The organism is Acidovorax sp. GW458-11-26-14-TSB4, from assembly GCF_059423865.1.
Map to the genome: position 1 here is coordinate 615,330 of NZ_JBWKYR010000001.1, position 24,658 is coordinate 639,987.

General features: G+C 69.5%; 20 protein-coding genes. 11 read left to right on the forward strand and 9 right to left on the reverse strand.

Features of this window, described 5'->3' with window-relative positions:
* Window positions 1-224 precede the first annotated feature (224 nt).
* The 8 genes from AC07X5_RS02925 (at window position 225) to AC07X5_RS02960 (ending at window position 10,838) form a co-directional block, all read left to right on the forward strand.
* Window positions 225-2,120, forward strand: coding sequence for an ABC transporter permease (locus AC07X5_RS02925; RefSeq protein ID WP_494768990.1), 1,896 nt, complete (start codon window positions 225-227; stop codon window positions 2,118-2,120).
* A complete protein-coding gene (locus tag AC07X5_RS02930) occupies window positions 2,117-2,911 on the forward strand; it encodes an ABC transporter ATP-binding protein (RefSeq protein WP_494768991.1) in 795 nt (264 codons plus the stop codon). Before AC07X5_RS02925 ends, AC07X5_RS02930 begins: the two co-directional genes overlap by 4 nt.
* Complete coding sequence (locus AC07X5_RS02935; protein ID WP_494768992.1) at window positions 2,911-3,660, forward strand: ABC transporter ATP-binding protein; 750 nt, start codon at window positions 2,911-2,913, stop codon at window positions 3,658-3,660. Before AC07X5_RS02930 ends, AC07X5_RS02935 begins: the two co-directional genes overlap by 1 nt.
* 78 nt (window positions 3,661-3,738) lie before the next feature.
* The gene (gene pncA / locus AC07X5_RS02940) at window positions 3,739-4,464 is read left to right on the forward strand and encodes a bifunctional nicotinamidase/pyrazinamidase (protein WP_494769449.1); all 726 of its coding nucleotides are present in this window, start codon (window positions 3,739-3,741) and stop codon (window positions 4,462-4,464) included.
* A gap of 168 nt (window positions 4,465-4,632) precedes the next feature.
* Window positions 4,633-5,808 carry an ABC transporter substrate-binding protein gene (locus AC07X5_RS02945; protein ID WP_494768993.1) on the forward strand — a complete coding sequence of 392 codons (1,176 nt, stop codon included), beginning with the start codon at window positions 4,633-4,635 and terminating at the stop codon, window positions 5,806-5,808.
* A 22-nt stretch (window positions 5,809-5,830) separates the two neighbouring features.
* A complete protein-coding gene (locus tag AC07X5_RS02950) occupies window positions 5,831-6,349 on the forward strand; it encodes a (2Fe-2S)-binding protein (protein WP_494768994.1) in 519 nt (172 codons plus the stop codon).
* Complete coding sequence (locus AC07X5_RS02955) at window positions 6,346-10,086, forward strand: molybdopterin cofactor-binding domain-containing protein (RefSeq protein ID WP_494768995.1); 3,741 nt, start codon at window positions 6,346-6,348, stop codon at window positions 10,084-10,086. Before AC07X5_RS02950 ends, AC07X5_RS02955 begins: the two co-directional genes overlap by 4 nt.
* Before the next feature lie 38 nt (window positions 10,087-10,124).
* Entirely contained in the window at window positions 10,125-10,838 is a 714-nt protein-coding gene (locus AC07X5_RS02960; protein ID WP_494768996.1) for a hypothetical protein, read from the forward strand.
* A 9-nt stretch (window positions 10,839-10,847) separates the two neighbouring features.
* Here AC07X5_RS02960 and AC07X5_RS02965 read toward each other — a convergent pair whose 3' ends face one another.
* From AC07X5_RS02965 to AC07X5_RS02975, 3 genes are all read right to left on the reverse strand, one after another.
* A complete protein-coding gene (locus AC07X5_RS02965; RefSeq protein ID WP_494768997.1) occupies window positions 10,848-11,354 on the reverse strand; it encodes an EVE domain-containing protein in 507 nt (168 codons plus the stop codon).
* 4 nt (window positions 11,355-11,358) lie between these two features.
* The gene (locus AC07X5_RS02970) at window positions 11,359-11,739 is read right to left on the reverse strand and encodes a VOC family protein (RefSeq protein ID WP_494768998.1); all 381 of its coding nucleotides are present in this window, start codon (window positions 11,737-11,739) and stop codon (window positions 11,359-11,361) included.
* Window positions 11,740-11,824: 85 nt separating this feature from the next.
* Complete coding sequence (locus AC07X5_RS02975) at window positions 11,825-12,565, reverse strand: GntR family transcriptional regulator (protein WP_494768999.1); 741 nt, start codon at window positions 12,563-12,565, stop codon at window positions 11,825-11,827.
* Window positions 12,566-12,691: 126 nt separating this feature from the next.
* On the opposite strand from AC07X5_RS02975, the gene pcaB reads away from it, so the two are divergent.
* The 3 genes from pcaB (at window position 12,692) to AC07X5_RS02990 (ending at window position 16,631) form a co-directional block, all read left to right on the forward strand.
* Complete coding sequence (pcaB, locus tag AC07X5_RS02980; protein WP_494769000.1) at window positions 12,692-14,068, forward strand: 3-carboxy-cis,cis-muconate cycloisomerase; 1,377 nt, start codon at window positions 12,692-12,694, stop codon at window positions 14,066-14,068.
* A gap of 67 nt (window positions 14,069-14,135) precedes the next feature.
* Entirely contained in the window at window positions 14,136-15,119 is a 984-nt protein-coding gene (locus AC07X5_RS02985) for a tripartite tricarboxylate transporter substrate-binding protein (protein ID WP_494769001.1), read from the forward strand.
* Window positions 15,120-15,131: 12 nt separating this feature from the next.
* Entirely contained in the window at window positions 15,132-16,631 is a 1,500-nt protein-coding gene (locus AC07X5_RS02990) for a fumarate hydratase (protein ID WP_494769002.1), read from the forward strand.
* Here AC07X5_RS02990 and AC07X5_RS02995 read toward each other — a convergent pair.
* From AC07X5_RS02995 to AC07X5_RS03020, 6 genes are all read right to left on the reverse strand, one after another.
* Window positions 16,621-17,049, reverse strand: coding sequence for a VOC family protein (locus tag AC07X5_RS02995; RefSeq protein ID WP_494769003.1), 429 nt, complete (start codon window positions 17,047-17,049; stop codon window positions 16,621-16,623). The two genes, AC07X5_RS02990 and AC07X5_RS02995, sit on opposite strands and share 11 nt — an antisense overlap.
* 138 nt (window positions 17,050-17,187) lie before the next feature.
* A complete protein-coding gene (locus AC07X5_RS03000) occupies window positions 17,188-18,942 on the reverse strand; it encodes a tannase/feruloyl esterase family alpha/beta hydrolase (protein ID WP_494769004.1) in 1,755 nt (584 codons plus the stop codon).
* A gap of 106 nt (window positions 18,943-19,048) precedes the next feature.
* On the reverse strand, window positions 19,049-20,788 hold the full coding sequence (locus tag AC07X5_RS03005) for an acyl-CoA dehydrogenase family protein (protein ID WP_494769005.1): 1,740 nt from the start codon (window positions 20,786-20,788) through the stop codon (window positions 19,049-19,051).
* A gap of 105 nt (window positions 20,789-20,893) precedes the next feature.
* Entirely contained in the window at window positions 20,894-21,886 is a 993-nt protein-coding gene (locus AC07X5_RS03010) for a Bug family tripartite tricarboxylate transporter substrate binding protein (RefSeq protein WP_494769006.1), read from the reverse strand.
* Window positions 21,887-21,937: 51 nt separating this feature from the next.
* Entirely contained in the window at window positions 21,938-22,723 is a 786-nt protein-coding gene (locus AC07X5_RS03015; RefSeq protein ID WP_494769007.1) for an SDR family NAD(P)-dependent oxidoreductase, read from the reverse strand.
* 26 nt (window positions 22,724-22,749) lie between these two features.
* Window positions 22,750-24,627, reverse strand: a complete 1,878-nt coding sequence (locus AC07X5_RS03020) for a feruloyl-CoA synthase (RefSeq protein ID WP_494769008.1) — start codon at window positions 24,625-24,627, stop codon at window positions 22,750-22,752.
* Window positions 24,628-24,658: the final 31 nt, after the last annotated feature.

Genomic DNA, 24,658 nt, shown 5'->3' on the forward strand with positions numbered 1-24,658 from the left:
CTAACGTCGTTGGTTCGCCTTGCCGTGCTACAGCACTGTCTGCGGCTTCCCGCCTAGTTATACGGTCGAACGCGGATCCGCATGAGCCGGTCCCCGGCTGACGGCGGTTTCGGCGGGCCCTTGCGCCCGCCGGCCGCTGCGGCCATATTGCAACCCCACAAGCATAGAACGGGCAGATGACATGCCCGAGGGACAACCTTTGCCGTGACCCCGAAGGATCTGGAATGAGTTTTTCGAGTTTTATCGTTCAGCTGCTCAATGGGCTGGCGGGGGCTTCCTCGCTGTTCCTGGTGGGGGCCGGGCTGTCGCTGATCTTCGGTGTCACACGCATCGTCAATTTCGCGCATGGCTCGTTCTTCATGGTGGGCATCTACGTCGCCTACTCGCTGGTGGCCAAGCTGGGCACGGGCCTGGGCTTCTGGCCCGCGCTGCTGCTTTCGGCCGTGGTCGTCGGCGCGCTCGGCGCCCTGGTGGAAGTGGTGCTGCTGCGCCGCATCTACAAGGCGCCCGAGCTGTTCCAGCTGCTCGCCACCTTTGCCCTGGTGCTGGTGATCAAGGATGCGGCGCTCTGGATCTGGGGCCCTGAGGAATTGCTCGGCCCGCGGGCGCCGGGACTCTCGGGCTCGGTCAACATCCTGGGCCGGCAGTTCCCTTCGTATGACCTGTTCCTGATCGTCGTCGGCCCGGTGGTGCTGGGCCTCTTGTGGCTGCTGCTCACCCGCACCCGCTGGGGCACGCTGGTGCGCGCCGCCACGCAGGACCGCGAGATGGTCAGCGCCCTGGGTGTGAACCAGGCTTGGCTGTTCACGGCCGTGTTCGCCCTGGGCGCGATGCTGGCCGGCCTGGGCGGCGCGCTGCAACTGCCGCGCGAACCGGCCACGCTGGAGATGGACCTCAACACCATCGGCGCCGCCTTCGTGGTGGTGGTGGTGGGCGGCATGGGCTCCATTCCGGGCGCGTATGTGGCGGCGCTTCTGATCGCCGAGATCAAGGCCATCTGCATCTGGCTCGGCGTGGTCGAGATCTTCGGCTACAGCGTCTCGTTCTCCAAGCTCACCCTGGTGGTCGAATTCCTCGTGATGGCGGTCGTGCTCGTGGTGCGCCCCTGGGGCCTGATGGGCAAGGCCCAGGCCGCCAGCCGCAACACCGGCATCCCCGAAGCGCCGCTGCGCGCCTCGCCGCCCTGGTACAAGATCGGCGCCGCCGTGCTGGTGGCTGCACTGGTGGTGCTGCCCTTCGTGACGACGGGCTCGCCCTACCTCACGGTGCTGATGATCGATCTGTTGATCGCTGCGCTGTTCGCCGCCAGCCTGCACTTCATCATGGGCCCGGCCGGAATGCACTCTTTCGGCCACGCCGCGTACTTCGGCCTCGGGGCCTATGCGGCCGCGCTGCTGGTGCGCTCCGCTGGCATTCCCATGGAAGTAGCCCTGGTGCTGGCGCCGCTGGCTGCCGCGGCGGGTGCGCTGCTCTACGGCTGGTTCTGCGTGCGCCTGTCGGGCGTGTACCTGGCCATGCTGACGCTGGCCTTCGCGCAGATCACCTGGGCCATCTGCTACCAGTGGGACGGCTTCACGGGCGGCAGCAACGGCCTCACGGGCGTGTGGCCGGCCGAGTGGCTGTCGGACAAGCGCAACTACTACTTCCTCACCCTGGCCCTGGTGGTGGGCGGTGTGCTGGCGCTGCGCCGGGTGCTGTTCTCGCCCTTCGGCTATGCGCTGCGCGCCGGCCGCGACTCCGTGCTGCGGGCCGACGCCATCGGCATCGACGTCAAGCGCATGCAGTGGACGGCCTTCGTCATCGCCGGCCTGTTCGCAGGCCTGGGCGGTGCGCTGTTCGCCTTCTCCAAGGGCAGCATCTCGCCCGAGGCGCTGCACGTGGGCAAGTCGGTCGACGGTCTGGTCATGGTGCTGCTGGGCGGCATCCAGACGCTGGCCGGCCCGGTGGTGGGCGCCGTCACCTTCACCTGGCTGCACGACACGGTGGCGCGAAACACCGACTACTGGCGCGCCATGCTGGGCGCCATCATCCTGATCCTTGTGCTGCTGTTCCCACAGGGCATCGCCGGTGCGATCAAGCAACTCTTCGATAACAAGCGCGAAGCGAAGGAGGCAGCATGAGCCTGCTCAAAGTCACCGGCCTGGGCAAGTCCTTCGGCGGGGTCAAGGCCGTCGACGGCATCCATTTCGAGCTGGCGGCCGGCGAGCTGCTGGCCCTGATCGGCCCCAACGGCGCGGGCAAGTCCACCACCTTCAACATGGTCAACGGCCAGCTCCAGGCCGATGCGGGTTCCATCCAGCTCAACGGCCAGGAGCTCGTGGGCCGCAAGCCGCGCGACATCTGGCGCCTGGGCGTGGGCCGCACCTTCCAGATCGCCGAGACCTTCTCCTCCCTGACCGTGGTGGAGAACGTGCAGATGGCACTGATCTCCAACGACGGCCGCCTGTTCTCGATGTTCCGCAAGGCCTCGGACCACAAGCGCGACGAGGCCCTGGCCCTGCTCGAGCAGGTCGGCATGAAGGCGCAGGCCGACCGCCCCTGCAGCGTGCTGGCCTATGGCGACGTGAAGCGCGTGGAGCTGGCCATCGCCATGGCCAATGCGCCCAAGCTGCTGCTCATGGACGAGCCCACCGCCGGCATGGCGCCCAAGGAGCGCAACGAACTGATGGCGCTGACCAAGCAACTGGTGATCGACCGCGGCATGGCCGTGCTGTTCACCGAGCACAGCATGGACGTGGTGTTCGCCTACGCCGACCGCATGATCGTGCTGGCGCGCGGCCGCCTGATCGCCGAGGGCAAGCCCCTGGAACTGCGCGACCACCCCAAGGTGCAGGAGGTGTACTTCGGCACCGGCAAGACCTTTGAGAAAAAGACGACGACGACAGCGGCTGCGCCCGCGGAGACCGCATGATGAGCACGACGACGAACGAACCCAGGGAAGTGCTGCTCGAGGCCAATGGCCTGCAGGCCTGGTATGGCGCAGCGCAGATCCTGTACGACGTGGACCTCGACGTGCGCCGCGGCGAGGTCGTGGCCCTCATGGGGCGCAACGGTGCGGGCAAGTCCACCACGCTCAAGACGCTGATGGGCATGCTGGCCAAGCGCAAGGGCCAGATCCGCTTCATGGGCAAGGACCTGTCCAGGACCGACCCGCACGACGCCGCGCGCCTGGGCCTGGGCTTCGTGCCCGAGGACCGGCGCGTGTTCACCGACCTCACGGTGATGGAGAACCTGGAAGTCGGCCGCCAGCCTGCGCGCCACTGGCCCGATGGCACGGCGGCCCCGCTGTGGACGCCCGAGGCCCTGTTCAAGCTGTTCCCCAACCTGGGCGAGATGCCCCAGCGCCCCGGCGGCCGCATGAGCGGCGGCGAGCAGCAGATGCTGACCGTGGCCCGCACGCTCATGGGCAACCCCTATCTGGTGCTGCTGGACGAGCCCTCCGAAGGCGTGGCCCCGGTGATCGTGGAGCAGATGGCGCAGATGATCCTGGAGCTCAAGGCCCAGGGCGTGAGCATCCTGCTGTCCGAGCAGAACATGCATTTCGCCGAGCTCGTGTCCGATCGCGCCTATGTGCTGGAAAAAGGCCAGATCCGCTACCAGGCGTCCATGGCCGAGCTGGCCGCCAACGACGAAGTGCGCAGGTCCTACCTGAGCGTGTGAAGGATTGATTCCCCGGCCTGGGCCTTATCGGGCCGGGGCCGATCTGCCAGTGCGTTCCCAACCGGAGTGTCCGCCATGATGATCCCTGCAAAGCGCCGTTCCTTCCTCCAATCCGCCGCCGCCTTCACCCTCGCGGGGGCCGGCCTGCCGCTGGCCTTCGCCGCAGGCAAGATCAAGCCGGGCGAGCGAGCGGCGCTGATCGTGGTGGACGTGCAGAACTGCTTCGTGCCCGGTGGCACGCTGCCGGTGGCCAAGGGCGACGAGGTGGTGCCGGTCATCAACCGCATCGCCACCGCGTTCGAGAACGTGGTCGTCACGCAGGACTGGCATACGCCGGGCCATGCCTCGTTCGCCAGCACGCATGCGGGCAAGAAGCCCTTCGAGACGACCCAACTCAGCTACGGCCAGCAGGTGCTGTGGCCCGACCACTGCGTGCGCGGCACCGATGATGCGGCCCTGCACAAGGATCTGAAGCTGCCCCAGGCCCAGGTGATCCTGCGCAAGGGCTTCCATGAGCATGTGGACAGCTACTCGGCCTTCGAAGAGGCCGACCGCAAGACCTCCACCGGCCTGGCCGGCTACCTCAAGCAGCGCGGCATCAAGACGGTCTTCGTGACCGGCCTGGCCACGGACTTCTGCGTGGCCTGGACGGCGCTGGACGCCAAGCGCCTGGGCTTCGAGACCTATGTGGTGGAGGACGCCTGCCGTGCCATCGACCTCAACGGATCGCTCGAAGCCGCGTGGAAGCAGATGAAGGCCAAGGGCGTCAAGCGCATCCAGTCGGAGGACATCGCCCTGGCCTGACCACAACGGGAAGGCCGCCCTCGGCACGGGTCTTGCGTCTGGCGCTTTTGTGCCTGCGGGGCAATCCGTAGGCACCCTGGTATGACGGTTTAGCAACATGGCCGACCAGGGCTTGCAAGGCCCCTCCACACGAGGGGACACTTCCACGTTTGATGTAAGGAGCGTTTCATGAAGTTCCGTGAGATGGAGGGAGGGCGCACTGATCGCCGGGCCGTGCTGATGACCCTGGCGGCCACGGCCCTGGGCAGTGCGGGCACGGCTGAGGCGGCCGAAACGGGGGTGACGGACAAGGCCATCAAGCTCGGGCAATCCGCGGTCTTCACCGGGCCGGCCAAGGATTTCGGCGTGGACTACAAGGCCGGCTTCGCGCTCTACTTCGACCGCATCAACAAGGCTGGCGGGGTGTTCGACCGCAAGATCGAACTCGTGTCGCTCGACGACGCCTACGAGCCCAAGAAGACCGCCGAGAACACGGCGCGCCTGATCGACGAGGAAAAAGTCTTCGCCCTGATCGGCTACGTGGCCACGGGCAACCTGATCGCCGCCATGCCGCTGGCCGAGAAGGCCGGCGTGCCCATGTTCGCCCCGCTGGTGGGCACCACCTCGTTCCGCACCACGCACAACCGCTACCTGTTCCACGTGCGTGCCAGCTACGAGACCGAGCTGCGCAAGATCGTGGGCCACCTGGCCACGCTGGGCATCACCAACATCGCCGTGATCTACCAGAACAGCGCCTTCGGCAAGTCCAACCTGGAGACCTGCCTGCAGATCGCCCAGGGCCTGAAGGTCAAGGTGGTCGAGTCGGTTCCCATGGAGATCGCCGCCACCGACGCCAAGGCCCAGGTGGCACAGCTCACCAAGGCCCAGCCCGGTGCCGTGGTGATGATCGTGGCCGGCAAGATGGTCGAGGTGTTCCTGCGCGATTACCGCGCCGCAGGCGCCGCGTCGCCGCTGTACACCATCTCGGTGGGCATCACCGATGCGCCGGGCTCGGCCCAGCGCCTCAATGGCGGCATCGAGGGGCTGGTCACGGCCAACATCGTGCCCTCGCCGCAGGCCAGCCGCATGCCCATCGTGGCCGACTACCGCAAGGACCGCACCGACGCGGGCGCCAAGATCGACAGCTACACCATGCTCGAAGGCTATATCGCCGCGCGCGTGTTCGTCGAAGGCCTCAAGCGTGCCGGGCGCAACCTCACCCGCGAAGGTTTCATCAAGGCCATGGAAGACATGGGCACCACCAAGTTCGGCGATTTCCCGGTGCAGTACGGCCCGGGCAACCACAACGGGTCCAACTTCGTCGACCTGGAGATGTACACCCGCACCGGCAGCCTCAGGCGCTGACCGACCCCCCCCACAGGAATCAATGCAGACCCCAGCCACCGTTCTCTCCCTTTGCGTCAACGGCCAGCCCTGTGAACTGCCGCCAGGCACCCCCGGTGCGGGCGCCACGCTGCTGCATGTGCTGCGCAACGACCTTTCCCTCAACGGCCCCAAGTACGGCTGCGGACTGGGCCAATGCGGCGCCTGCACGGTGCTGGTGGACGGGGTGGCGGCGCGCGCCTGCGTGATCCCCGCGCGCGGGGTGGCGGGCCGCGAAGTGACCACGCTGGAGGGCCTGCCCGCGCGCTGCCAGGGCGCGGCGTGCGAAACCGGCCTGCACCCGGTGCAGCAGGCCTTTGTGGAGGAACAGGCCGCCCAGTGCGGCTACTGCCTCAACGGCATGGTGATGATGGCCGTGGCACTGCTCGAGCGCAATCCCGACCCCGACGAGGCGGCCATCCGCCGTGAGCTCTCGGGCAACCTGTGCCGCTGCGGCACGCATGTGGAGATCATCCGCGCCGTGCAGCGCGCGGCCATGCTGGTGCGCGGGGTGGCCGCATGAGCGCGTCCCCCGTACCGCTGCGCGCGCACAGCCCGCTGACGCGCGCCGACTTCCATGCGGCAGGGGGTGTACTGCTGGTAGTGCGCAATCCGCCGCCCGCGCCGCCGCCGGTCAAGGGCCAGCCCGCCCTGGTGGCCGGCAACCCGGCCGAGGGCGTGGAGATTCTGCTCGCCGTCTGGGACGACGGCAGCGTGACCGCGCTCAACGGCCACGTGGACCTGGGCACCGGCATCCGCACGGCGCTTTCCCAGATCGTGGCCGAGGAACTCGACGTGCCGCTGTCGCATGTGAACATGGTGCTGGGCGACACCACGCGCGCGCCCAACCAGGGCGCGACCATTGCCAGCGCCTCGATCCAGATCCACGCCAGGCCGCTGCGCATCGCGGCGGCGCAGGCGCGCCTGTGGCTGCTGGCCCGGGCCGCAGAGCGCCTGGGTGTGGGCGCCGATGCGCTGCTGGTGCAGGCAGGCCGGGTACTGGTAACGGCCGACCCGGCGCGCCAGGTGGGCTACGGCGAACTGCTCGCCGGCACGCACACCGCGCTGGAGCTGGCCGACGCCACGCCCACCAAGCCCACGGCCGACTACACCGTGGTGGGCCAATCGGTGCCGCGCGTGGACACACCGGCCAAGGTCAGCGGCGAGCTGGTCTTCGTGCATGACATGCGCGTGCCCGGCATGCTGCATGGCCGCGTGGTGCGCCCACCCTATGCGGGGGCCGACCATGGCGATTTCATCGGCAACACGCTGGAGTCGGTGGACCAGTCGTCCATCGCCCACATCCCGGGCATCCGCGCGGTGGTGGTGATCCGCGACTTCGTGGGCATCGTCGCCGAGCGCGAGGAACAGGCCGAGGAGGCGATGCGCTGCCTGGCGGTGCGCTGGAAGGCCTGGCCGGGTTTTCCGCAGCAGGACAGTCCCGAGGCCGTGGCCCAGGCCATCCGCGCCAACCCTTCCACGCAGCGCCGCCTGGTGGACGAGGGCGATGTGGATGCCGCGCTGGCTGCGGCCGAGCAATCCATGCCGCGCACCTATGTCTGGCCGTACCAGCTGCACGGTTCCATCGGCCCCTCGTGCGCGGTGGCCGAGTGGCGCCAGGACGAGGCGTCCGGCCGCGCGCGCATGGCGGTGTGGGCCGGCACGCAGAACCCCCATGTGCTGCGCGCCGACCTGGCGCGCCTCATGGGCCTGGCCGACTTGGACATCGACCTCGTGCGCATGGAGGCTGCGGGTTGCTACGGCCGCAACGGTGCCGACGACGTGGCGGCCGATGCCGCGCTGCTCTCGCGCGCCGTGGGCGCGCCCGTGCGCGTGCAGCTCACGCGCGAGCAGGAGCACCTGTGGGAGCCCAAGGGCACGGCCCAGCTCATGCGGGTGCGCGGCGGCCTCAATGCCGATGGCTCGGTGGCAGCCTACGATTTCGAGACCTCCTACCCGTCCAACGGCGCGCCCACGCTGGCCCTGCTGCTCACGCGCACCATCGAGCCGCTGGCCCAGGCCTACGAGATGGGCGACCGCACCGCGCGCCCGCCCTACGACTACGACAACCTGCGCGTGGCCGTGAACGACATGGCACCCATTGTGCGCGCCTCGTGGCTGCGCGGGGTGTCGGCGCTGCCCAACTCGTTCGCCCACGAATCCTATGTGGACGAGCTGGCCACGGCGGCGGGCGTGGACCCGGTCGAGTTCCGCCTGCAGCTCTTGAGCGACCCGCGCGCGGTCGAACTCGTCAAGGCCACGGCCGAGAAGGCCGGCTGGCAGCCCCACACCGGGCCGCGTGTGCCCGGCCCCGCTGAATTGCAGGGTGCCGAAGGCGACTGGGTGCAGGGCCAGGGCTTTGCCTATGCGCGCTACATCCACAGCAAGTGGCCCGGCTTCGGCGCTGCCTGGGCCGCCTGGGTGGCCGACGTGGACGTAAACCGAAAGACCGGCGAGGTGCATGTGCGCCGCGTCGTCGTGGGCCACGACACCGGCCTCATGGTCAACCCCGCGGGCGTGGAGCACCAAGTGCATGGCAACGTGGTGCAGACCACCAGCCGCGCGCTCAAGGAGAAGGTGCGCTTCGATCCCGTCACGCAGGCGGTGGACACGCGCGAATGGGGCAGCTACCCGATCCTGAGCTTCCGCGAGGTGCCGGTGATCGAGGTCATGCACATGCCCCGGCAGGACGAGGCGCCGCTGGGCTCGGGCGAATCGTCCTCGGTGCCCGGCACGGCCGCCATTGCCAACGCCATCTTCGACGCCACGGGCGTGCGCTTCCGTGCGCCGCCGTTCACGCCCGAGGTGGTGCGCGCCGGGCTCAACCCGCTGAACGCAGCGTCAGGGCAGGGCGGCGATGCCCCCGCAGGCACGCCGGTGGAGCCGGCCGATGTGTTGCCCACACTGGAGCTGCCTGCACCCGCCGTGCCGCCTACCGCCACCTGGCCCAGAAGGCGCAGCCTCTGGGGGCGGGCGCTGGCCCTGGCCGCTGGCGGCCTGGCCATGGGCGCTGCGTTGCTGGGCTGGCGCCCGGCCATCGCACCGGTGGCGCAGACGGCGGGCGGCGCCTCGGTCTACAACGCGGCCACCATCGAGCGCGGCCGGCTGGTGGCTGCCGCTGGCGACTGCGTGGTCTGCCACACGGCGCCCGGCGGCACGCCGAATGCCGGCGGGCGAGCCATGGACACGCCCTTCGGCACCGTCTACACCACCAACCTCACGCCCGATGCCAAGACCGGCATCGGCCAGTGGTCCTTCAGCGCCTTCCAGCGCGCGATGCGCGAGGGCATCTCGCGCGACGGCAAGCACCTGTACCCCGCCTTCCCCTACACCTCGTTCGCGAAGATGGACGACGACGACCTGACCGCTCTGTACGCCTGGCTCATGGCCCAGCCAGCGGTGCGCGCCGAGGTGCCGAAAACGCAGCTGGCCTTCCCGTTCAGCGTGCGCCCGCTCATGGCCGGCTGGAACGCGCTGTTCCACGACGCCACGCCCTGGAAGCCCGACCCCACCCGCCCGCCCGAATGGAACCGCGGCGCCTACCTGGTGCAGGGCGCCGGCCACTGCGGCGCCTGCCACACGCCGCGCAATGCGCTGGGCGCCGAGATGGGTGGCGCGGCCTTCCTTTCGGGGGCGCAGGTCGATGGCTGGGAAGCGCCTGCGCTCACGGGCCTGTCGAAGGCGCCCGTGCCCTGGACTGCCGACGCGCTCTACAGCTACCTGCGCAAGGGCCACAGCCCGCAGCACGGCGTGGCCTCGGGCCCCATGGCGCCCGTGGTGCAGGAGCTGGCGCAACTGCCCGACGAGGACATCCGTGCCATGGCCACCTACCTGGCCTCGTTCAATGCGGCACCGGAACCCGCCGCCGACGCTGCGACAAAGGCCCAGGCGGCCGTGGCGCGGGCGGCCGCATTGGCGCCCCAGCCCGGCCAGGCCCAGCGCCTGTTCAATGGCGCCTGCGCCGCCTGCCACCACGATGGCGACGGCCCGAAACTGCTGGGCGCGAATGTGCCCTTGGCGCTCAACAGCAACCTGCACAGCGACCGGCCCGACAACCTGCTGCAGGTGATCGTCAACGGCATCCACGAGCCGGCCTCGCGCGAACTGGGCTTCATGCCCGGCTTCGGCAACGCGCTCAGCGATGCGCAGATCACCGAGCTGGCCGGCTACATGCGCCAGCGCTACGCCCCGGGCCGGCCGGCCTGGACCGATGTGTCCGAGGCGCTGGTGCGCGTGCGGGCGGGGCCGGCGCATCCTTAGAGCACATTCTTAGGCTCCACAATGGAACCCCTTTGACCATGGAGTTCCATTCGATGGCGCTGTACCGGATGGCAGGCTGCACAGCTTGTGCGGCGCTGTGCCTGCTGTTGCTGGCCGCTTGCGGCAACGAGGTGCGCGGCACGCCCGAGCCACCCGCGGAATTCGGCGCCCGGGAGCGTTCGCTGGTGGGCTGCCCGTCCCTGCAGGGCGTCTATGCCTGGCCGCCGGTGGCCGGTGAATATGCCGGGGGCAAGATTCCCAGCAACCGCACGCCCTGGGACGGCGGCCTGCCGGTGCCCGTGCATGGGCGGGAGATGCAGATCTGGGTGCAGCAACAGGCCGGTGGGCAGACGGTGCTGCGCACACGGCTTGTGAACCGGGAGCGCAACGTGCGCAATGTGCTCGCCCGGCAATGGAGTCTGGCCACCTACGGCCGCAGCCAGGTGGGCTGCACGTCGGGCATGCTGGAGCTGGAGCCCGGGGACACCCACGCGGCCAACCACTACGGCGGCACGGGCATCCGCCGGGGTTTTCGGCTCGCGCGCATGAAGGACGGGGCGCTGGCTGTGGGCATCCACACCCTTTCCACCGGGCACACCGGTTCGTTCTTTTCGTGGGGCGGGCAGTCCTATGGCAGTTACAAGGCGGCCGATGTCGAGTACTGGTCCTGGTCCAAGCTCGCTCTGCTGGAGCCGGGTGACAAGGAGCCGGCCCCCATCGATGCCTATGTGCCTGGCGCCACGGCGCCGTGAGCCGCGCCGTTACGACAGTTGCAACCGGCCGGGGTCGGCGCCCATGGCACGGGCAATGAGCCGCATGTCGTGCTCGCTGATGGCTACCAGCCCGAAGCGGAACGCATAGCCCCAGCGCGCCCGGTCCTGCACGAAGTCGAAGTGGTCCAGCAGCGGCGCAATCGGCGCCTCGCGGGCGGGCACATAGTCCACGCCCCGGCGGTAGGGCACGAATCCAGCGCCCATGTCGAAGGCATAGGGGTCGCCGGGCTTCACCAGGCCCAGGGACACGAAGGCCTGCAGCCGGTCGCTGCCCCCCATGCTGACCGTGGGCGCGTAGTAGGCGACGCGGTCGCCGGCCTGCATGCGGCGCAGCGGTGCCACCTTGCCATGGCACACCTGCATGAAGCCGGCACCGGGCTCGGCACAGCCGCGTCGCGCATGGTCGGCGCAGGCCACGGCGATCCAGTTACCGCGGGGCGCAGCGGAGGTCGGTGCGGCCTCGGCCCACAAGGCCGATTGGGCAGAGGAATGCACGGGTTCAGGCCAGCGCATGCAGGCCGACGCGGTTGCCATCCAGGTCATGGATATGCGCGAAGAAGCCCAGGCCCGGCGGCAGCGCCTGGCGCGGCAGGGCCACCTGGCCACCCTGCGCGACCACGCGGTCCAGCGCCGCGTCGAGCGAGGGCGAAGCATCCAGGTAGACCAGGGTGCCTGCGCCGGGGGCCGGTTGGGGCGCGGTAGGCCCCATGAGCAGGGCACCGCCCGTGCCATCGGTCTCGGGGTCGTAGGCGAACACGGCGCCCTCGCTCGGGCCCATGGCCTCGCGGCGCATGGTCTGGCCCAGCACGGCCTCGTAGAAGGCCTGGGCGCGGTCCAGCTGGGCGGTGGGGATCTCGAACCAGGTGATGGCGTTTTTCATGGGTGCTCCTTGCGTGCGAATGAAGAAGCCCCGATGGTGAGGACCTGCTGCTGACAGCGGTTTGTCAGCACGGTAGCAGCAGCGCTCACTCGCGCGAGCGGGTCAGTTCCAGCGAGAACTTGAAGCGGTCGGCCGGGTGCAGCGAGACCGAGATTTCGAACACCTGCTCGGCCGCATCGAGGTAGTGGCGCGTGATCTTCAGGGCCGGTGCGCCGGCCTCGGCGCGCAGGGCTTCGGCATGTTCGCGCGGCACCAGCACGGCCTCGATGTCCTGGCGGATGCGCGCGATGCGCCGGCCGTGGCGCTCCTCGATGAGGGTGCTGGCCAGGGTCTCGGGCGCATCGCGCACGATGGGGCCTATGTCGGCGTACGCCGGGTCGATGTACAAGTCCAGCCAGCAGATTGGGCGCGCCTTGCGCGTGCTGCCGCCCTCCATGCGCAGGCAGGCGATGTGCAGCCAGCGCGTGCCGCCGGGGCAGCCCAGGTCCTTGGCGAGGGCGAGGTCCGCGACCACCTCGTTGAACGACTGCACCGTGCGCACATGCTCGGCGCCGAAGCGTGCCAGTTCTTCCACGGTGGCGATGGACTGCGTGAAGCCGGCCTGGGGCCGCTGGGCCTCGACCCGCGTGCCCACGTTCTTGCGCCGCGAGATCAGGCCCAGCTCCTGCAGCCCGTCCAGCGCCTTGCGCACCGCATAGCGGCTCAGGCCGTACTGCGCGCACAGCTCGAATTCGGTGGGCAGCAGCGTGCCCACGGCATAGCGGCCCGAGGCGATGCCTTCGGACAGGTCGCGGGCGAGGTCGGGGGTCTTGGCAGTGGTGGTCATGCAGTCAGCGTCCTGCCTAGGGAAAACCCCAGGCCAAGTTTTGTTCGAACATATTTACAGTTCACTTCAGCGCATTTGTTCGAACATTTATATATGTTCGCATTTTATCAACATATCCGGCCTGCCATGTCCTCTTCCCTGTTTACCCCTGCCAGCACGGTGCTCGATTCTGTGCTGTTCCGCGACGCCTTCGGCACGCCGCACATGCGCGAGGTGTTCTCCGACCGCACCCTGATCGCCCGCTACATCGAGGTGGAGGTGGCGCTGGCGCGGGCCGAGGCGCGCTGCGGCGTGATCCCGGCCGAGGCGGCTGAGACCATCGCGCGCGAATCGCGCATGGAGCGTGTGGACTTCGACCACATGCGGCACGAGACCGACATCGTGGGCTACCCCATCCTGCCACTGGTGCACCAGATGGTGGAGATGTGCGGCGAGGCCGGGCGCTACGTGCACTGGGGCGCGACCACGCAGGACATCATGGACACGGCCAACGTGCTGCAACTGCGCGACGGCCTGGCGCTGGTGGAGGCCGACATCCGCGAGCTGCGCGGCATCCTGGCCGCGCTGGCGGCCAAGCACCGCGACACGCCCATGGCCGGCCGCACCCACCTGCAGCAGGCCTTGCCCGTCACCTTCGGCTACAAGGTGGCGATCTGGCTGGCCATGTTCGACCGCCACCAGGAGCGCCTGGCCGAGCTGCGCCAGCGCGTGCTGGTGGTGCAGTTCGCCGGGGCTGCGGGCACGCTGGCCTCGCTGGGAGACAAGGGCTTTGAGGTGCAGGCTGCGCTCGCCGACGAGCTGGGCCTGGCCGTTCCTGTGACCACCTGGCATGTGGCGCGCGACGGTTTTGCCGAGGCAGTGAACCTGCTGGCCCTGGTCACCGGCTCGCTGGGCAAGATCGCGCTGGACACCATGATCATGGCCTCCACCGAGTTCGGCGAGGTCTACGAGCCCTTCGTGAAGGGCCGTGGCGCGAGCAGCACCATGCCGCAAAAGCGCAACCCGATCTCCAGCGAGCTGATGCTGGCGGCCTCCAAGGCCGTGCGCCAGCACGCGGGGCTGATGCTCGATGCCATGGTGCAGGATTTCGAGCGCGCCACCGGCCCCTGGCATGCCGAATGGCTGGCCCTGCCCGAGAGCTTCATCCTCACCGCGGGTGCGCTGCACCAGGCTAAGTTCGCGCTCGGCGGCCTGATCGTGGACGAGGCGCGCATGCGCAGCAACCTCGGTATGAGCCGCGGCCTGATCGTGGCCGAGGCGGTGATGATGGGCCTGGCCCCGGCCATGGGCCGCCAGCAGGCGCACGACGTCGTCTACGGCGCCTGCCGCACCGTCAGCGAACAGGGCGGCACCCTGGCCGAGGCCCTGGCCGCGCTGCCCGAGGTAATGCGCCATTTCGACCGCGCGGCCATCGACCGGCTCACCGACCCCGCCAACTACCTGGGTCTGGCCCCCGCCATGGTGGACCGCGCCCTGGCCGCCTCGGCGGCGGCCGGCCGCTGAGCATCCCCCGATCACCGCCCTCTTGCGCTTTCCGTTCCTTCCCACAACCATTCCAGGAGACGCGTCCATGAACACCGCCAAGACCCTTGGTGCGGCCGCCGCATTGCTGTGCGCCGCCACCTTCGCCCATGCCCAGCCGGCCTGGCCCGCCAAGCCGATCACCTGGATCGTGCCGTTTGCGGCGGGCGGCCCCACCGATGCCATGGCGCGCGACATCGCCGACAAGGTAGGGCGCCAGGTGGGCCAGTCCATCGTGATCGAAAACGCGGCCGGCGCGGGCGGCACCATCGGCGCGGCCAAGGCCGCCAAGTCGGCGCCCGACGGCTACACCTTCCTGGTCGGCCACATGGGCTACATGGGCGCGGCACCCTCGTTGTACAAGAAGCTGGCCTACGACCCGGTGAAGGACTTCGACGCGGTGTTCCGCTTCCCCGATACGCCGCTGGTGCTGCTGGTGCCCAAGAGCTCGCCCTACAAGACGGCGGCCGAGCTGATCGCCGCGGCCAAGGCCAACCCGCGCAAGATCAACTTCGGCAATGCGGGCGTGGGCTCCACCTCGCACCTGATCGCCGCGCTGTTCGAGTCGCGCGCCGGCATCGAGGTCACCTCCATCTCGTACAAGGGCGCTGCCCCGGCCATGAACGACCTGGTGGGCGGGCAGGTGGAGGCGATGTTCGACCAGAGCAACACCGCGCTGCCCCAGGTCACGGGCGGGCGGCTCAATGCGATTGCGCTGACCTCTCTCACACCCATGCCGCAGCAGTACCCGAACGTGCCGCCGTTGGCAGAGAAGACCCTGCCCGGCTTCGAGGCCGCCACCTGGTATGGCCTGTATGCGCCCAAGGGGGTGCCCAAGGAGGTGGTGCAAAAGCTCCACCAGGCCTACCTCAAGGCCCTGGCCGACAAGCCCTGGACGGCGCGCATGGTGGCGCAGGGCATCCACCTGCTGCCCGAGGCGCAGTACGCGCCGGACGCCTTTGCCAAGCACACCGCGGCCGAGGTGGACAAATGGCGCAAGGTGGCCACCGACGCCAAGATCCAGATCGACTGAGCGGCCCGGCCCATGACCCGCATCGCGCAGGAAGACCTGGCCACCAGCATCGCCCAGGCGCTGCAGTTCATCAGCCACCGGCACCCGCCCGACTTCGTGCGCGCGCTGCGGCGCGCGCATGCGGCCGAAACCCATGCCCCGGCGCGCGCCGCCATGGGCCAGCTGCTGGTCAACAGCCGCATGGCGGCCCTGGGCCGGCGCCCTCTGTGCCAGGACACGGGCGTGGCCCAGGTGTTCCTGCGCATCGGCATGGGCGTGGGCTTTGTGCGCCACGACGGCGGCGCGCTGCGCAGCCTGCAGGTGGTGGTGGACGAGGCGGTGCGCACGGCCTACCGCGACCCTGCCAATCCGCTGCGCGCGACCATGGTCGCCGACCCGCTGGGCGCGCGCACCAATACGCGCGACAACACCCCCTCCATCGTGCACTGCGAACTGGTGGAGGGCGATGCGCTGGAACTGCTGGTGGTGGCCAAGGGCGGCGGCGGCGATGTGAAGGCGCGCTTTGCCACATTGAACCCCAGCGACAGCGTGGCCGACTGGGTGCTGGCGCAATTGCCTGGCATGGGCGCCGGCTGGTGCCCGCCGGGCGTGCTGGGCATCGGCATCGGCGGCAGTCCCGAGCAGGCCATGCTGCTGGCCAAGCACTCGCTGTTCGATGCCATCGACATCGACGAGCTGCGCGCACGTGGCGCGGCCACGCCCGAGGAGGCGCTGCGCCTGGATCTGCACGTGCGCAGCAACGCGCTGGGCATCGGCGCGCAGGGGCTCGGGGGGCTGTCGGCCGTGCTCGACGTCAAGGTGCGCACCGCGCCCTGCCATGCGGCCACGATCCCCGTGGCGCTGATCCCCAACTGCGCGGCCACGCGCTACCTGCGCCTCACGCTCGATGGCGCGGGGCCGGCGCCCCTGCCGGACCTGTCGCTCGATGCGTGGGACGGCATTCCCGATAGCTTCGTGGGGGAAGATGCCGTGCGCGTGGACCTCGACACGCTGGACCGCGCCGAGGTCGGCCAATGGAAGGTAGGCCAGACCCTGCTGCTCACGGGAACCCTGTTGACCGCGCGCGACGCCGCGCACAAGCGCCTGGTCGACCTGCTGCAGCGTGGCGAGCCGCTGCCGGTGGACCTGCGCGGCCGCACCATCTACTACGTGGGCCCGGTGGATGCCGTGGCGGGCGAAGCCGTGGGCCCGGCCGGCCCGACCACCGCCACGCGCATGGACCGCTTCGTGGAGCCGCTGCTGGCGCAGACCGGGCTGCTGGCCATGGTGGGCAAGGCCGAGCGCGGGCCCGAGGCCATCGCCTCGATCCGCCGCCATGGCGGGGCCTACCTTGCGGCGACCGGGGGTGCGGCGTACCTGCTGTCGCGCTCCATCCGCAAGGCGCGGGTGCTGGCCTTTGCCGACCTGGGCATGGAGGCCATCCATGAGTTCGAGGTGGTGGACTTTCCGGTCACGGTGGCCGTGGACTCGCACGGGCACACGGTCCACCGTTTCAGGGAGGCTAGAACGTGATCTTGACCGAGCTCGCGCTGCGCTGGGCCTTGCCATGGAACACGGCCTCGATGTTGTTGCCATCGGGGTCGAGCACAAAGGCCGCGTAATAGCCGGGGTGGTACGGGCGTTCACCGGGGGCGCCATTGTCCTTGCCGCCATGGGCCAGGGCCGCCTTGTAGAAAGCCTGCACCATGGCCTCGTCCTGTGCCTGGAAGGCCAGGTGGTGCCGGCCCGTGAGATGGCCCTGTGCCGCGGCACTTTGGGACGTGGAGACGAAGAGCTCGTCGGCCCAGAAATAGTCTTCGGCGGTGCCGCCCATGGGCACCTTGAGCACCTCGAAGATGGCGCTGTAGAAGGCCTGGCTGGCCGGCAGATCGCGCACCACCAGCTGGATGTGGTCGATCAGGCGGCCGCGGTGCAGTTCCTGGGTTTCCATGGCGTGGTCCTTGCGTGGGTTCACAACATGGGCGCAGTGTGCCAGCGGCCAGGGGACGGGCGCCACCGCACTCACCCCCTGTTACCGCTGTGACCTGTTGGCTACTCCCGGGAGCCCGTCGCCCCCGGAATCAGCCGCTCACCGGCAGCTGAAGCTGCTGGCGCTCTCCACATCACCCGTGCCGTTGTAGCGCGCCACCTTGGGGTGGACACACAGCGGGCGCGTGCGGTTGGCCGACCAACCGGCAGGCAATTCGGTGTTGACCACGTTGGCTCCTGCGCCGCGCGCCTGGGCCAGCACGGTGTCGGGCGCCTTGCCCTGCTCCACCCATTGCACCAGCGGGGCCAGCATGTCGAACTGGTCGGTGGCGGGGCCGCCCGAGCAGTGGTTCATGCCGGGCACCATGTACAGGCGCACAAAGCTGGCGGCATCTCCCTTGTGGTTGGCCTGCAGGCGGTCCATCCAGTTGGCGGTGTCCACGGGCGAGAACACGCCGTCGGCAATGCCATGGTAGACCATCATCTTGGCGCCGCGCTCCTTGAGCGTGCCGAGGTCGGCCTCATTGGGCGGCGTCATGAAGGACCAGGGCGACTCGGGGTAGAGCGCGCTGATGGCAAACATCTTCGGGTAGTCGGTCTCCATGCTGAAGGCCAGGGCGTATTGCAGGCCCGTTGTGGCGTTGAAGGCCGCCACGGTGGACGGCGGCGAGGTGAAGATGAAGGCCACGGCCCCCGCGTCGCGCGTGGCGGGCGAGCCCAGGTGCCACTGCGCGAAGTTGGCGCCGCCCACGCCCGGGTCGAACCAGGTGCCCGTGTACAGCGCCTCGCCCTTGCTGTTCTTGGGCCCCGCGAAGATATCGGCCAGCACGGTCTTCTGGGCCGCGGTCAGGCAACTGCCGTCGCGCGCGGCGCCCGGGGCACAGCTGGGCACATCGGTCTGCAGGTTGAAGGCGCCCTGGCAGGCCGCCACGTCGTTGACCTGGCCGTCGGTCACGCCGTCCAGTGCATCGCACTTGGCGAGGATGCGGCTGCCCAGCAGCTTGTACTCGGCGGCGTTCACCGAGGTGTTCAGGTCGGGCTGGCCGTTGGCGTCAGGTGTGGAGACCTTGGCGTACTGCTGGGCCTTCCACAGCTGGGCCGTGGCTGCCTTGGGCAGGTGAAAGCCCGGGTTGCCGGCCAGGATGCCATCGTACTGGTCCGCATAGCGCGAGGCCGCCACCATGGCATGGCGCCCGCCGTTGGAGCAGCCCGCGAAGTAGGAGCGATCCGGCGCCTTGCCATAGGCGCTCTTGATCAGGTCCTTGGCCATGGGCGTGAGGCTGCCCACGGCCGTGTAGCCATAGTCCAGCCGGGCCTGCGGGTCCACGCCGAAGAAGGGCGTGGGCGCGCTGTGGCCCGCGTCGGAGCTGAGCACTGCGAAGCCCTGGCTCAGCGCAGGCGCCACGGGTGCGCCGCCGCTGGTCGCGCCCAGGGCGGTGACCACGCTGCCGTCGAGCCCGCCGTTGGCCTGGTAGAGGAAGCGGCCGTTCCAGGCCACGGGCATGCGCATCTCGAAGCCGATGGCATAGCTGTTGCCATCGACCGCGCTGGTGCGCTGGTTCATCGCGCCCTTGACCAGGCAGTGCGCAGGGATGGGCGCGTTCACGCCGGCGGCCTTGAGCTCGCCCTCGGCCACGGGCACGGCGGAGGTGATGCGCGTGTTGGGCAGTGCCAGCGTGGTCGCCAGGTTGGCGCAGGACTGCAGCGTGCCCGGCGATGCCGCCGACAGCTGGCGCAGCCCGCTGTCAGAACCGCCGCAGCCGGCCAGCAGCAGAGCTGCCGCGGGCAACGCCGCCAGTGCCAGCGGGTGGCCCAGGCCGTGCAGGTTCCAGATACCCTCGTTCCTCTTTGTCATGGTGTTGTCTCCTCGTGTGTTGTTGCAAGGCGCAGGCAGGCAGACCCGCAGCGCGGCCTCGGAGCGCTGGGGTGGGGGAAAGCGGAGAGAGAAAAGGCGTGGACCCTCAGGCGGCAGCCATGGCGGGCGCGGTACGTCGGTGGACGTCGGCAGCAGCGGTGGACAGGCGCTGGCGAATGATGGCCAGGCGCATGTCGAATTCGGGCAGCACCCAGGTGGCGAAGGCCTGGGCGGGATCTGCCCAGCGCGGGCCCTGGCTGGCAGGGGCGGCGGCGATGCGCGCCCAGGCCCATTCCAGCAGCACCAGGGCCACGGCGCGCAGGTAGTCATCGGCCACCCAGTAGGCGAGCTCGGGGTCGGTGGCGGCTGCGGCGGCCAAGGCGCGCGTGGTGTCGGCCAGGGCATTGCGCCGGGTGTTGGCGGCCTCGTCCGGCGGCAGGCCATGGCGCAGCGAGGCGAGCAGGGCGCACAGGCCCTGGCCACCATCGGCCAGCACCTTGCGCACCAGCAGGTCGATGGCCTGGATCTCGTTGGTGCCTTCGTAGATCATGGCCACGCGCGCATCGCGCACGATCTGCTCGATGCCCCATTCGCGCACATAGCCGTGGCCGCCGAAGACCTGCAGGCAGGCGCTCGCGCCGTGGAAGGCCTGGTCGGTCAGCGCGGCCTTGAGCACGGGCGTGACCAGCGCGCACCAGCGCTGGGCCACGGCGCGCTCGGTCGCGTCGGGGTGGTGGCGCGCCACGTCAAGCTGCAGGGCCGTGTGGTAGGCCAGCACGCGGCCGCCGTCGATCCAGGCGCGCTGCGTGTGCAGGATGCGGCGCATGGCCGGGTGTTCAGCAATCGGGTCGGGGCCGGGCGATGCCGCCATGCCCAGGGCCTTGGGCGCGCGCATCTGGCGGCGCTCGCGCGCATAGGCGTCGGCCTTCTGCCAGGCGGCTTCGAGCAGGCCCAGGCCCTGCAGGCCCACATGCAGCCGAGCGGCATTCATCATCACGAACATGGCGGCCAGGCCCTTGTGGGGCTCGCCCACCAGCCAGCCCGTGGCGTCGTCGAAGCGCATCACGCAGGTGGGGCTGCCGTGCAGGCCCATCTTTTCCTCGATGCGTTCGCACACCACGGCATTGCGCTCGCCGCCCGGCAGCCGCTTGGGCACGAGGAACAGCGACAGCCCCTTGGGGCCGGCCAGGGCATCGGGCAGGCGCGCCAGCACCAGGTGCACGATGTTGTCGGTCAGGTCGTGCTCGCCGCCGGAGATGAAGATCTTGCTGCCGTTCACGCGCACGCTGCCGTCGGCCTGCGGTACGCCGCGCGTGCGCACCAGGCCCAGGTCGCTGCCCGCATGGGCCTCGGTCAGGCACATGGTGGCCAGCCACTCGCCGCTGGCGATCTTCGGCAGGTGCTGCGCCCTCAGGGCGTCGCTGCCGTGGTGGCGCAGGCATTCGTAGGCACCATGCAACAGCCCGGGGGCCATGGTCCAGCCGTGGTTGGCACCGGCCAGCCATTCGAACAGCACGCATTCGAGCACTGCGGGCAGGCCTTGGCCACCGTCCTCGGGTGCACAGGCCAGCGAGGGCCAGCCAGCCCGCCAGAAGGCCTGGTAGGCCGCGCGAAAACCGGTGGGCGTGGTGACGGTGCCGGCTTCGAAGCGGCAACCTTCTTCATCACCCGTGCGCTGCAGCGGAGCGATGGCGCTGTCGACGAACCTGGCGGCTTCTTCCAGCACCTGGGCTGCCAGCTCGCCATCGGTGTCGGCAAACGGCGCCAGCGCCTGCCACTGCGAAGGCGCCTGGAGCACCTCGGTCAGCAGGTGCTGGATATCGGCCAGGGTCTGGTGTGCTTGCATGCGGGTCGTGCTTCCAATATCCGTCGTGTACCTGCGGCTTGGCAACTGGCGTGGCCAAAGACCAGCGCCACCGGGGCGTCCCCCCAAGGGGACGCCAATCCAGACTCAAGACTCTGAAGTGAACCCGATCTGCTTGACCAGCGGACCCCAGCGCTCGAATTCGGCCTTCTGGTCGGCCAGCATCTCCTGCTGCGTGCTGCCGTGGGCTACCAGGCCAACGATGCCCAGTGCGTCGATCACGGTCTTGTCCTTGAGCGCGCCGGTGATGGCGGCATTGGCACTGGCCAGTGTGGCGGCGGGCGTCTTGGCCGGGGCGTAGAAGCCGAACCATTCCTCGGAGGTCACGTCGGGGTAGCCCAGTTCGGTGAAGGTGGGCACATCGGGCAGGTAGGGCGAGCGTTTCTTGCCCGATGTGGCCAGCACGCGCACGCGACCGGTCTTCATGTACTGCAAGTAGTCGCCGCTGGGGTTCATGGCGGCAGCGATCTGGCCGCCCACCAGATCGGTGATGCTGGGCACGGTGCCGCGGTAGGGCACATGCTTGAGCTCCACTGCCGCACGGATGCCCAGCAGCGCGCCCAGCAGGTGGGGCATGGAGCCCGCGCCGGGCGAGCCGTAGCTGGCCTTGTCCGGATTGGCCTTGGCCCAGGCCAGGAAGTCCTTGAGCGTCTTCACCTCGGCCGGCACGGCCGGGCCCACGGCCAGGCCGTGGTGCATGATGGCGCCGATGGAGACGGGCACCACGTCCTCGGGCTTGTAGCTGAGCTTGGGGTAGATGTGCGGGTACACCGACAGCGCCGACACCGGCGCCAGGGTGAGCACCGAGCCATCGGCGGGGGCGTTCTTCAGCGTTTCCACCGCAATGCGGCCACCGGCGCCCGGCTTGTTCTCGACGAAGCCCGGGTTCTTGCTGTAGGCCGTGCCGCCCAGCTTTTCGGCCACGCGGCGGGCCACGCTGTCGCCCGCGCTGCCGGCCGGAAAGCCGTACATGATCTTGACCTGGTCCAGCGCCTGCGCGAAGGAGGACAGGGGATAGAGCGCTGCGAGGGCTGCGGCGCTGCCCAGGGTGTGAACAAAGTGGCGTCGTGTCGTCGTCATGGTTGTCTCCGGTATAGGTATGGTGTGTTGACGGGGCAGGGAACGGGGGCGCTATCGGGGTGCCATGCGCAGGGCACCGTCTAGCCGGATCACCTCCCCGTTGAGGTGTCCGTTGGTCACGATGTGGGCCGCCAGCTCGGCAAACTCCTCGGGCTTGCCCAGGCGTGGCGGAAAGGGGATGCTGGCCGCCAGCGACTGCTGTACGGCCTCGGGCAGCTCCTTCATGAGCGGGGTGGCGAACAGGCCCGGGGCTACCGTGCACACGCGGATGCCGTGCTGCGCCAGGTCGCGCGCCATGGGCAGCGTCATGCCCACCAGGCCGCCCTTGGAGGCGCTGTAGGCCTGCTGGCCCACCTGGCCATCGAAGGCCGCCACCGAGGCCGTGAACATCATCACGCCGCGCTCGCCGTTGTCGAGCGGAGCCAGCCTGGCGCAGGCCGCCGCGAACAACCGGCTGATGTTGTAGCTGCCGATGAGGTTGATGCCGACCACGCGCGCAAAGTCTTCGAGCGGCGCCGCGCTGCCGTCGCGCTGCACCACGCGCTTGGCGCTGCCGATGCCGGCCACGTTCATGAGGATGCGCGCCGGGCCCAGGGCCGCCTCGGCCTGGGCCAGTGCGGCCACCACGCTGTCGGTCTGGGTGATGTCGCAGGTGCAGGCCACGGCGGTGCCGGCGCCATGCTGGGCGTTGATGCTGTCGGCCACCTGGCCAGCCAGCGTGGTGTTCACGTCGAGCACAGCGACCTTGGCGCCCAGGCGGGCGAGTTCGCGGGCGGTGGCCTCGCCCAGGCCCGATGCGGCGCCGGTGACGAGGGCGGTCTGTCCTTGGATCTGCATGGAAAAAGTCCTTTGGGTCGTGCTCTTCAGGCCGCGGGAATGATGGCGCCGGGCGCGGTGCCATCGTGCAGGGCCTGCACGAGGGCATCGCGGTGTTTGAGCACGGCGCGCTGGTTGATGGAGCCCTTGTCGGTGATCTCGCCCTTGTCGAGCGAGGGCGGCTCGGCCATCAGCAACGCGCGCGCGACGCGGCTGGCGCTGCCCGTGGATTCGCGTGCCAGGTGGTCGATGACGGCCTGGATGCGCTGGCGCACGCCGTTGCTGGCGATCACGTCGGACCAGGGGGCGTCCGCGCCCAGCCCGCTCACTTCGCGGCAGGCCGGAGACAGGAACAGCAGGGCGCCCACTTCCTTGCGGTTCAGGCCGGTGAGCACCGCATCCTGGATGTAGGGCGCACCCGCCACCACGATCTTGGCGCGCATGGGGCCCACGCTCACGAAGGTGCCGGTGGAGAGCTTGAAGTCCTCGGCAATGCGGCCGTCAAAGCGCAGGCCGCGGTGGATGTCGTTCTCGTCGATCCACTGCACGGCGTCGCCCGTGCACAGATAACCCTCGTCGTCGAAGGCTTCGCGCGTGGCGGCGTCCGAGCGCCAGTAGCCCGGCGTCACGTTGGGGCCGCGGTAGCGCACCTCGGTCTTGCCGTCCACGTCGACCAGCTTGAGCACCATGCCCGGCACCGGCGCGCCGATGTGGCCCGAACGCACGTCGGGGCTGTTGCAGAACAGTGCCGAGGGGGCTGACTCGGTCATCCCGAGGCCCGTGGACATCACGATGCGCTCGCCGATTTCGGCCTCCTGCGTGGCATGCAGGCTGTCCCAGATGGGCTGGGCCAGGCCGGCGCCCGAGTAGAAGAACATGCGTACGCGCGACAGCAGGGTGCGGCGCAGCGCGGCATCGGTCTTCATCGCCTCGGCGATCATCTCGAAGCCGGTGGGCACGTTGAAGTACACGGTGGGCGCGATTTCGCGCAGGTTGCGCAGGGTCTCGCCGATCAGCGCCGCCGTGGGCTTGCCATCGTCGATGTAGAGCGTGCCGCCATGCTGCAGCGTGAGGCCGAAGTTGTGGTTGCTGCCGAAGGTGTGGTTCCACGGCAGCCAGTCCACCAGGATGGGCGGGGCTTCGGCCAGCACCGGCAGCGACAGGGTGATCTGCTGCAGGTTGGCGCACCACATGCGCTGGGTGTTGACCACCGGCTTGGGCATCTTGGTGGAGCCGCTGGTGAACAAAAACTTCACGATGGTGCCCGGGCCCGTGGCATGCATGGCGGCATCCACGGCGGGGGTGGCCACAGTGTTGCGCAGGCTCTGGAAGGTGGTGGCCGGGCGGCCGTCGATGGCGCCCTGGGCCAGCACGATCTCCACATCTGCAGCCACGGTGGCGGTGATGGCGCGGCCGAAACGCGCACCGTCGGCCGCGAACACCAGGCCGGGTGTCAGTGTGTCCAGCACATGGCGCAGCTTGTCATAGTCCTGGCTCACCGTGGCATAGGCCGGGGAGACCGGGCAGTAAGGCACACCCGCATAGATGCAGCCCAGGGCCATCAGCGCATGCTCCAGGCTGTTCTCGCTGAGTACCACCACGGGGCGCTCGGCGCTGAGACCCCGGTCCAGCAGGGCCTGGCCTATGCTGCGTGCGGCCGCGAGCGCCTGGGCGTAGCTGATGTGCTGCCAGTCGCCGGTGCTGCCATCGGCGTTTTGCACACGGCGCGCAAGGAAGCTGCGCTCCGGCTCCACCTCGGCCCAATGCACCAGATAGTCCGTGACCCGGCGCGCATAGGCGCCCAGGGGCAGGTCGGCCTGCAGGTAGCGCACGCCGGGCGCACCCTCGCGCACGCTGACGCGGGTGACGCCGAAGGGCACGGGGCGGTAGCGGGGCGGGGCCAGGGGAGTGGAGAGGTCGCTCATGGGTCGATGTCCATCAGATGCGTGAGAGATG